This is a genomic window from Algoriphagus antarcticus, assembly GCF_002150685.1.
Taxonomy (GTDB): domain Bacteria; phylum Bacteroidota; class Bacteroidia; order Cytophagales; family Cyclobacteriaceae; genus Algoriphagus; species Algoriphagus antarcticus.
In genome coordinates this window covers 1-10,460 of sequence record NZ_MSSW01000111.1, presented here as the reverse complement: position 1 = coordinate 10,460, position 10,460 = coordinate 1, and the positions used below count along the sequence as shown (strand labels likewise).

General features: G+C 42.9%; 6 protein-coding genes and 1 pseudogene. All 7 read left to right on the top strand.

The features are described 5' to 3' along the window. Window positions 1–527 precede the first annotated feature (527 nt). A complete protein-coding gene (locus BVH04_RS24475; RefSeq protein ID WP_086544087.1) occupies window positions 528–1,196 on the top strand; it encodes a response regulator transcription factor in 669 nt (222 codons plus the stop codon). Continuing rightward, window positions 1,193–2,572 carry a sensor histidine kinase gene (locus BVH04_RS24470; protein ID WP_086544086.1) on the top strand — a complete coding sequence of 460 codons (1,380 nt, stop codon included), beginning with the start codon at window positions 1,193–1,195 and terminating at the stop codon, window positions 2,570–2,572. The genes BVH04_RS24475 and BVH04_RS24470 overlap by 4 nt, the downstream gene beginning before the upstream one ends. Before the next feature lie 74 nt (window positions 2,573–2,646). Continuing rightward, entirely contained in the window at window positions 2,647–6,975 is a 4,329-nt protein-coding gene (locus BVH04_RS24465) for a CusA/CzcA family heavy metal efflux RND transporter (RefSeq protein WP_086544085.1), read from the top strand. Beyond that, window positions 6,975–8,135, top strand: coding sequence for an efflux RND transporter periplasmic adaptor subunit (locus tag BVH04_RS24460; protein WP_086544084.1), 1,161 nt, complete (start codon window positions 6,975–6,977; stop codon window positions 8,133–8,135). The genes BVH04_RS24465 and BVH04_RS24460 overlap by 1 nt, the downstream gene beginning before the upstream one ends. Window positions 8,136–8,544: 409 nt before the next feature. Further along, the gene (locus tag BVH04_RS25660) at window positions 8,545–8,718 is read left to right on the top strand and encodes a hypothetical protein (RefSeq protein ID WP_169714513.1); all 174 of its coding nucleotides are present in this window, start codon (window positions 8,545–8,547) and stop codon (window positions 8,716–8,718) included. A 71-nt stretch (window positions 8,719–8,789) separates the two neighbouring features. Next, entirely contained in the window at window positions 8,790–9,950 is a 1,161-nt protein-coding gene (locus BVH04_RS24455) for a cellulase family glycosylhydrolase (RefSeq protein ID WP_086544083.1), read from the top strand. 204 nt (window positions 9,951–10,154) lie between these two features. Then, window positions 10,155–10,344, top strand: a pseudogene (locus tag BVH04_RS26315) (thiamine-phosphate kinase); the annotation flags it as partial. Window positions 10,345–10,460 lie beyond the last annotated feature (116 nt).

Genomic DNA, 10,460 nt, shown 5'->3' with positions numbered 1-10,460 from the left:
GCTAGTAATAATTTGATTGTAATTGTAATTCGTTCCATAGGAACGATTGGTTCTTAGAAGTAGATTATTTAGACTTGGTTGAAGCCTTTCAGAATACATGAATGTATTCAAAATTGTCCCTTTAGGGGACTTACTATGGGTAGCTCTCAATTAAGCAGGGTATTTAGCTCTGCCTTTAGGTACAGCCCTTTTATAGGTTAACCATTTATAGTGCCTTACCCAAAGGCACAGCTGGGCTATTTCTGTATATTTTTATTTCTACCCATAATTTGTCTCTAACGGGACTTCAAGGTCGAATGTAGATCAGACTTTTACTGCCTCCTCCAAAAACTTTAAGAGAATCTTAAGCCATAGAATTACAGCCTTCAGTTCGAATTGTTAACTTTTGCGATGCAAAAGCAATCACGAAAGAGGTGTCCATAAAAGAGAATGGAAATAAACGAATGCATTTTATTTCTGGCTAAGCAACTTTACAGTGACCTTTGCGTGACCTTTGTGCTCTCTGTGGTTAAAATAGAAAATCAGGTATGCGTATTCTAGTTGTAGAAGATGAGCCGGGCATTTCCGGATTTTTAAAACAAGGGTTGGAAGAGGAATCCTATGCTGTGGATGTAGCTGAAAACGGAGAAAAAGGGCTTCAGCTAGCACTGAGTGGTGACTATGATCTCTTGTTGCTTGATTGGATGTTGCCTTTGAAAAGTGGTTTAGTGGTCTGTCTAGAATTCCGAAAGCAATATGCAGATACGCCGGTTATTTTTCTTACCGCAAAAGACACCGTGGATGAAACGATTACTGGACTACAGTCAGGTGCAAATGATTACATCAAGAAGCCTTTTCACTTCGAGGAATTACTAGAGCGAATTCGCGTCCAATTACGAACTAAGGGCGGTTCTGAAGAGAAATACACACTAGGCCCAATTACGCTTTTCACAGGCAGGCATCAGGTATTTAGAGGAGAAGAGGAAGTTCAGTTGACGCAAAAAGAGTTTGCACTGCTTGAATACTTGATGAAAAACAAAAACCAAGTTTGCCGACGCACGCAGATCATCGAGGATGTTTGGGACATTCACTTTGATTATAATACGGGTGTGATTGATGTTTTTATGAATTCACTCAGGAAAAAACTTCATTTCAACACCAATGAAGAATACATACATACGGTTCGTGGAATCGGCTATATAGCTAAGGATCTATGAATGTCTCATACAAAGAACGTATAGCGCGCAGGCTGACTTTGGTCACAGCATTGATCGTACTCGTGGTATTTGCGATTATTTATTTGGTGGTGGACTATACGGTTGTAGAAAGTATAGACCGAGAGTTGAAACTTGAAACGGATAAGCATGTAGGTCAGATTTTTTTGGTGAATGGGGAAATACGCTTTGTGCATAAAGACGAGTGGCAGGAACAGGAGCATAGCCAGATTCAGCTCGACCCGATCTTTATAGAAATAGTGGATATGCAGGGGAACTCTATGGATAGATCGCCAAACCTCGTTGAGAATCATCTTAGCTTTTATCCTGAAAGAGCTAAAAGGCATGAGGCATGGACGCTGAAAACTGGAAGCAGAGAAGTACGTCAAATGCAGATTCCACTCAATCAGGATGGAAAGCAGGAGGGATACATGCTAGTGGCGAAGTCCTTTGAGGACGCCAGGGAATTGCTGACCAACCTGAGAAATATCTTATTGATTCTCTATCCCGGAATTTTGATTTCCCTGTTTTTGGCTATGCGTTTTTTGGCAGGAAAAAGCATTCAGCCCATTCAGAAGATCATTCAGAAAACAAATCTTATTTCTCAGAGCAACCTCAATGAGCGTGTTCCAGTTGCTGAGCCAAATGATGAAATCGCTCAGCTCACCCGATCAATTAATGAACTGCTAGCCAGATTGGAGCAGGCACTGACACGTGAGAAGCAATTTACTTCTGATGCTTCACATGAGTTGAGAACTCCTTTGGCAGTGATGCGGGGCACGCTGGAGGTGTTGATTCGCAAGCCGCGAACTTCTGAGGAATATGTGGTAAAGGTCAAAATGGCTTTGGGTAGCATAGATCGTATGTCAGAGATGATCGATCAGTTGCTTTCACTTGCGAGAGTAGGAAAAGGGAAAATGAGTAAGGATGAAGTGGAGTTGATTTCTTTTACCAACAATTTCGCTCAGCAAACAGAGAAGGAATCGGGAAGAGAAATTGTATTTGAGACTAATCTTACTACCCCGCTTTTTACGCAGGTCAACGAAAAATCATTACAGATGATCCTAAATAATCTTATTCAAAATGCTGTCAAGTATTCTGAAGCACATACCAAAATCCATCTGCAGGTTGGAAATCATGAGGGTGCCCCCTTTATAATGGTCACTGATGAGGGTAAGGGGATGAGGAATGAATCATTGGAGAAGATTTTTGATCCATTTTACAGAGAGATGGATGAAGCTCCTAGCCTCATTCAAGGTACTGGTCTTGGGCTTGCGATTGTGAAGAAACTTGCACTGGAGTCAGGCATTCAGATAGAGGTAGAAAGTGAAAAAGGAAAGGGTAGTTCTTTTCGATTAATTTTTAGCCAAGAGATTTAAGACAATCTTAAGGGACGTTTTAGTGCTTTAGGTGGCTTTTAACCCAATTTTGTAATTCAATTATAACCGCTCGCATGTTAGATCGAATTATACGCTGGAGTATTGGGAATAAGCTCATCATTTTCATTTTCATAGCCGCCTGGATTGGGTTTGGTTTTTTTGCATTAAGTAATCTGCCGATAGGCGCGGTGCCGGATGTGACGACCAATCAAGTGCAGGTAATCACCACCTCCAGAAATCTGGCCACAGAGGATGTAGAAAAATACTTGACCTATCCAGTAGAATTGGAAATGGCAAATCTGCCTGGAGTGCTCGAAATCCGGTCTATTTCCAAGTTTGGACTTTCGGTAGTTACCATTGTTTTTGAAGATAAAATGGGAACTTATCTTCCCCGACAGCTAATAGCTGAGCGGATCAAAATGGCTGAGGAAAGTATTCCGACTGGTTTTGGTACGCCTATCATGGGGCCTATTTCCACTGGCCTTGGAGAGATTTTTCAATACGTAATAGATGTGCAACCAGGCTATGAAAGTGAATATACCATCACTGATCTGCGTACCATTCAGGATTGGGTAGTAAGAAGACAGCTTTCTGGTATCGAAGGTGTAGTAGAGGTGAATACTTGGGGTGGATACCTTAAACAATATGAAGTGGCCATCAATCCGGAGCGATTGAAAGGGATGCAAATTGATATTGCACAGGTTTTTCAGGCACTTGAAAAGAATAATTCCATCGCTGGCGGTGGATATATAGAACGAACAAATGAAAGTTTTTTTATCCGTGGAGAGGGTTTGGTGGCTACGCTGGAAGATATTGGAAATGTAGTAGTGGAAGTCAGAAATGGAGCACCGGTTTACGTCCGGGATTTAGCGGAAGTTGGGTTTGGACATGCCAATAGATTTGGTGCTATCACTGCTAACGGTGAAGGTGAGAAAGTACTGGGTCAGGTGATGATGCTTAAGGGAGCCGACTCAAAAGGTACCATCGATCGCGTGAAGACTCGGTTGGAAGAAATCAAGACCTCTCTTCCTGAAGGAGTTGTCATCAATGGATTTCTGGATCGCTCGGAGTTGATAGGAAGGACTACATCTACGATTGCCGAAAACCTGATTTTAGGTTGTTTGATTGTCGTTTTTGTGGTGGTTTTACTGCTGGGGAATTTTCGATCCGGTTTAGTTGTGGCTTCTGTCATTCCTTTGAGTTTGCTGTTTGCACTCTCGATGATGTACATCTTTGGAGTCGATGCCAATTTGATGAGTTTGGGAGCGATTGACTTCGGAATCATCATAGATGGCGCTGTGATTATAGTGGAATATATTGCCTACCAATTTACCCGGGCAGATAGTCAGCTAGCAGGACTTTCTAAGGACCAAAAACAAGAGAAGAAAGATGAGATTTCCTTTACTGGAGCTTCCAAAATGATGCATTCGGCGATTTTTGGGCAGATTATCATCATCATCGTTTTTATCCCGATTTTATCGCTTACTGGAGTTGAAGGCAAAATGTTCCGTCCTATGGCTGAGGTATTTTCCTTTGCCTTGGTTGGGGCGATGATTCTAGGTTTGACTTACGTTCCTGTGGTGTCAGCACTTTTCCTTAAGACTACTCCTCCTGGTCCCAAAAACATTTCTACCCGAATTATCAATGGGATTACCAAGGTTTATGAGCCGGCGATTACTTGGGCTTTGAACCATACTAAAGTTGTATTGATTAGTGCTTTTGGCTTATTGGCTGGTACGATATTTATTTTCACTACCATGGGATCTGAATTTGTACCTACGCTGGACGAAGGAGATTTTGTGATTCAGCCATTTTTGAAGACAGGAACTTCGCTGACCAATACAGTAGAAACCACCACTCAAATTGAGCAAATATTGAAAGAATTTCCTGAGGTGAATCAAATAGTGACTCGAATCGGTGCGGCTGAGATCCCTACAGATCCCATGTCTATGGAGGAAAGTGATGTGATCGTGACCTTAAAGCCTCGATCAGAATGGACTACGGTGGAGACCAAGGATGAACTTGCAGAGAAATTCAAAGAAGCGTTGGCGGTGATCCCCGGGATGGAATTTGAATTTACCCAGCCTATAGAAATGAGATTTAATGAGCTAATCACCGGTGTAAGGGCTGATTTGGCGATTAAGGTCTTTGGGTCAGATTTGGATGTGCTATTGAAAACCGCTCAAGAAATCGAAGCTGCGATACAGGGAGTAGAAGGTGCGGCAGATATAATTTTAGAAAAAGTGGATGGTTTGCCACAGATGAAAATCGAATATGACAGAGGTAAAATCGCCAAGTTCGGCTTGAATATCTCTGACCTCAACGAGATCGTGACGATGGGTTTTGCTGGAATGAGTGCAGGGAAAGTATTCGAAGGAGAGAGGCAGTTTGACTTGGTTGTGAGATTTGCGGAGCCTTTCCGTAAGGATATCAGTAATCTGGAGCAAGCATCGATTCAGCTTCCAAACGGAGGTTCTGTTCCTCTTTCCGAGTTAGCAAAAATCAGCTATACCAAAGGGCCCGCGAAAATATCTCGAGATAATACCAATCGTAGAATAGTGATCGGTGTGAATGTGAGAAATCGTGACTTGCAGTCCGTGGTGGATGATATACAGGCAATCGTCACCAATCAGATAGATCTCCCTGAAGGCTATCGTGTGGATTATGGAGGACAGTTTGAAAACTTACAGCAAGCCCGAAATCGCTTGATGATAGCCGTTCCAATTGCGCTGTTTTTGATCTTCGTGTTGCTCTATTTTGCTTTCTCTTCCACCAGAGATGCACTGATGATTTATTCAGCAATTCCGCTTTCGGCGATCGGTGGCATATTACTGCTGTGGGTCAGAGGCATGCCATTCAGTATTTCTGCCGGCGTGGGATTCATCGCGCTTTTTGGTATTGCAGTGCTGAACGGTATCGTTTTGATTGAACATTTCAAATCCATGGAATCACATTATACAAATATAAAAGATATGGTAATCAAAGGTGCCAAAGAGCGCTTGAGACCTGTTTTGCTTACTGCTTCTGCGGCTGCGCTGGGCTTTTTGCCTATGGCTATTTCCAATTCTGCAGGAGCTGAGGTACAAAGACCGCTAGCTACGGTGGTCGTAGGAGGATTGATTTCCGCTACGTTCCTGACCTTGATCGTGCTGCCAGTATTATATGTTTTATTTAAAACCAAGTCTGGTTCTTCGCCTACTTCTTCTTCGACGAAAGTTGTTGCTTCCTTGGTGCTTATTTCATTGATTTCTTTTGCTGCGAAAGCACAAGAAACGTCCCTGACTTTGGAGCAGGCTGTAGAGATAGGAATGGAAAGAAACCTTACGCTGAAAGCAGCGGATAAATCCACTGAGATGGCAAATGCCAAAATCGGTCAAGCTTGGAATCTGGATAAGACGAATGTCTATTATTCTGAGGATAAAAATGACCTCGCAGAAAATGGGATTTATAACAGGAAATTGGGCTTGAGTCAAAGTTTTGCTTTCCCCTCCCTCTATGGATCTCAGAAAAATGCGCTAGAGGCAGGTGCAGAAATGCAGCTCAGCCAGTTTGAATTACAAAAGAGAAAGCTGGTGGGGGAAATTAGCAAAGCCTTTATCGAAGTGCGGTATTGGCAGGAGTTGATTGACAATTACGATTACCTGGATTCTCTATATGCTGAATTTTCCCGAGCTGCTACGCGCAAATTTGAAACAGGCGAAAGTAATTACCTGGAAAAATTGACCGCTGAAGGAAAGCGTCAGGAGATCGGTTTGAAGAAAAATGACGCCAATGCAAACTATATGATGGCCTTGGATAGACTGAAGCTGTTGCTGAACTGGGAAGGGGAGCTTAGGCTTTCCACGGAGGAGCTTGGCTTGGATGTAGGCATGCCGCAGGATTGGTCTTTGCACCCTGGAGTGGCATACTACGAAAGCGCAGTCAGTCAATCCGGATACCAGATTCAATCGGAAAAGCGGAAATTCCTGCCAGACATCAATTTGGAAGTTTTCAGGGGTACCAATCCGGGCATTAATTCTAAAATTTATCCTGGTTTTCATGCGGGATTGGCGATTCCACTCTTTTTTGGAGCTCAAAAAGCCAGTGTGAAAAGCAGCGAATTTCAGCAACAAAAGATCCAACTGGAAGCGGAGCAATATAGAAATCAGTTGGAGAATCGTGCTCAGCAATTGTACCGACAATTAGATCAAAACATTCGAGTTATCGAGTACTATGAGTCGGAAGGGGAAACACTTTCGCTTCAAATCCTCGAACAAGCACAGCGATCATACCAAGAAGGAGAGATTGACTTTCTCCAGTATGTGCAGTTGCTGGAAAACTCCAGGACGATCACGCTTCAATACCTGCAAAGCAAATTTGCATATCAACAAACTATTTTGGACATCAACTACCTTCTGAACTGATGAAGAATTTCCCTATAAAATCTATCGTAAGCACAACTCTATTAGCCTCAAGTATATTGTTCTTTCAGTGCAAAGGTTCTGGAGAACCCGAAGCTGAAGGAGTGGAAGTGGCAGCAGGAACTCCTTCCGGCCCTTTTATCACGGTGTCTCAGAAGCAATTTGAGACCATGAGAATGACTTGGGGAAGTCCCAAAATCGAGGAATTTTCAGAGCATGTATCTGTGCAGGGAATGGTGAAAGTTCCCGTGGAAGGTATTCAGGAGATATCTGCCTTTTTTGGTGGATATGTAAGCGGATTAAATAAGTTGGAAGGCGAATCTGTAAAAAAGGGAGAAGTACTTTTCTATCTTGAAAACCCTGATTTCATCCGTTTGCAGCAGGATTTCCTTGAGGCAAATAGCCAGTTAAATTATTTGCAGGCGGAATATGAGCGTCAGAAAACGCTTTTTGGAGAGAAGATTTCTTCACAGAAAAACTACTTAAAAGCAGAAGCAGATTTCCAGTCAACCAAGGCAAAAGCTGAAAGTTTTAAACGTCAATTGGCACTGATCAATATCAATGCGGATCAGCTGAAGCCAGAAAATATCCGTTCCAAAGTGCCTGTTTTTTCTCCGATAGCTGGTTTTATAGAGGGGATTTCCTTAGTGCAGGGATCGTATTTGGATGTAGCCGGAAAGGCGATGACCATTTTCAGCAGGGAGCACGTGCATATAGAGCTGGTGGTTTTTGAGAAGGATGCAGCAAAGATTCACAAAGGGCAAAAAGTGGAGGTTACCATTCCGGATTTGCCAGGGAAAGTATTGGAAGCAGAAGTATTCGTCGTAGGACAATCGATTAATAATGACCGACAGATCAATGTTCACGCGGATTTACGTAATGAGGCGGATGAAGCTTATCTAGTACCGGGAATGTTTTTGGAAGCCAAGTTGCTGTTAGATCCCAAGGATGCTTGGGTGGTTCCATCGACTGCGGTGGTGATGTCAGAGGGACAAAGCTATGTGCTGGTGCAGCGGGAAAATACAGAAACAGGATTCAGATTGGAGAAAGTCGCAGTGAAAACAGGATTGGAAAATGAAGGAATGACAGAGCTTTTGCCAAACGATGGATTGGATGAAAAAACGGTGATTTTGACCCATGGCGGGTTTAATCTGCTGCCTTGATTTATTTAACTGGAATGTTTTTAACCGCACAGTCCACAGAGGATAACAGAGAGAGCGCAACTTAGAGTTGCGCTGCTTCTCCAGAAGCAGAACTTTAGGCTATCTGTCCCGGCCGGACAAACTATGGGTAAGAAGAAAAACCACAATAGGCCGTGCCGTCAGGGCACTAAGGGATAGGGTTGTGAATAGTTCAACCCCGTTGGGTTTGGGTTTCCCTACCACATGTTGCCATTTCCATGGGTGCAGTGGCTATTCATGGATAGATCCCCACCACGGCGGGCAGGCATTTCAGGATCATAAATAAAAATCGCTTTTATTATTGGATGTAGGTTTGTTCAAGGCGCGAGAAAGAGATTCACTTAATGTATGAATAGTTTTTGATTTTGGGGAAAGTCCAAAGATTGTATTCTTGGAATTATTTGACAAGTCATTTGAGAAGATTGGGGAGTTTAATGTGTCGGGAATTGAGGTTGAATTAGGTTTGTTTCTCATCACAGTAGAAGGTAAAATCTTAATACAGTCCTCTGAAGATCCTGACGAGGATACGTTTAAGTATTATTTGATAGCTGTTGATTCGGTATGATTTAAGTACCAAACAAGTTGGAGGGAAGGCTTTTGGACTTTATCTTAAAGTTCTCAAACCTAACATAACCCATGAATACCTCAGATTCCCGCAGGGATTTTCTCAAGAAATCCGCCTTGCTCGGCACAGGACTTAGCTTGGCAGGAAGTGCCTCGCTTCCCGCTTTTGCAGAAGTAGCCAAATCCAAAAACAAGCTACCTGCCTGGAAAGGCTTTAATCTCCTCGATTTTTTCTCCCATGATCCTAGTGGCGGAAGACGGACCAAACCAGAATACGTAAAATGGATAGCCGATTGGGGATTTGATTTTGTGCGGATTCCTATCTCATATCCGAGTTACTTGGATATAGATCGCTCCCGTCCGATTCTACCGGAGGAGTTATTGAATTTCGATGAAAGTCGCTTGAAGAAAGTGGATGAGCTCGTACAGCGATGCCTAGATCAGGGTCTGCATGTGAGTTTGAATTTGCACCGAGCACCAGGCTTTTGTATCAATGCCGGCTTCATAGAACCATATAATCTCTGGAAAGATCAGGAAGCGCTGGATGCATTCTGTGCACATTGGGAGATGTGGGCAATGAGATACAAAGGTATTTCCAAGAAGAAATTGAGCTTTGACTTGGTTAATGAACCTTATCAGCGTCTCGATCCAAATGATCAGCACAGCCCAGGTGGGCCAGTTGATATGCTGGATTATCATCGTGTGGCTGAAGCGGCTCTGGACACCATCAAATCTGTGAAAAAGTCCCGATTGGTGATCGCCGATGGAAACGGTGGAGGAGGTACGGCAATGCCTGAGTTAGCGGATCTGGATCTGGCGCAAAGTTGCCGTGGATATCATCCTTTCCCTATTTCGCACTATAAAGCTGGATGGGTGTATAAGGATCCGGAAAGCGTACCACCTGTAGATTGGCCATTGATGCAGGGAGAAAGAGTATTGGGGATCGATAATATTCGTGAATACTATGCTCCATGGAAAGCCTTGGTGGATCAGGGGATTGGCGTGCATTGTGGAGAATGTGGTTGCTACAATGAGACTCCTCACGATGTCTTCTTGAGTTGGTTTGGCGATGTGCTTACGGTATTGAAGGAGAATGGAATTGGTTTTGGAATCTGGGAGTTTTCAGGGGCTTTTGGAGTAATGAATTCTGGCCGAAAAGATGTGGAATACGAAGATTGGTATGGAGAAAAGTTGGATCGGAAGTTTTTGGAATTGCTTAGAGCGCAGATTTAAAGGATGAATATCCTCTTAATTCATAGTAGGTTCGTGGGATCAACGGTTAGGGTTCGACTTAACCTATTCCTCCTCCCTAGTTAACGTGGTGTACTTTGAAAATCTAAAATTCCAGAAAGTGCTGAAAATTTATTGAAATCAAACCTTCACTTAATAGCGCATTCTGGACAGCTGCCTTGGGTGAGAGTGTTTACTCATGGGAAGAATGGAGGGAAAGATTATGAATTGCTATGTACAATTGATCAGAAGGACTTTGCGAAGCTCGAGAAGCATCCAGATATTCACTTCATAAGGTCATATCACGAAATCAGAAGAAGGCAAGTATCTGGTGACTAAAAGCGGAGCAGCAGTTCAGAATAAAGTGCAGAGTTGGAGACATTTTCAGAAAAAATAAAAGCTTTGGTTAAAGCTTGCCTTGCCTGCAGTAAGGTCCACAGACTTTGATCAAAGTACGTCAGTGATATAAAGTAAAAAACCTCTTCAAAATCAATTGAAGAGGTTTTTTTATAA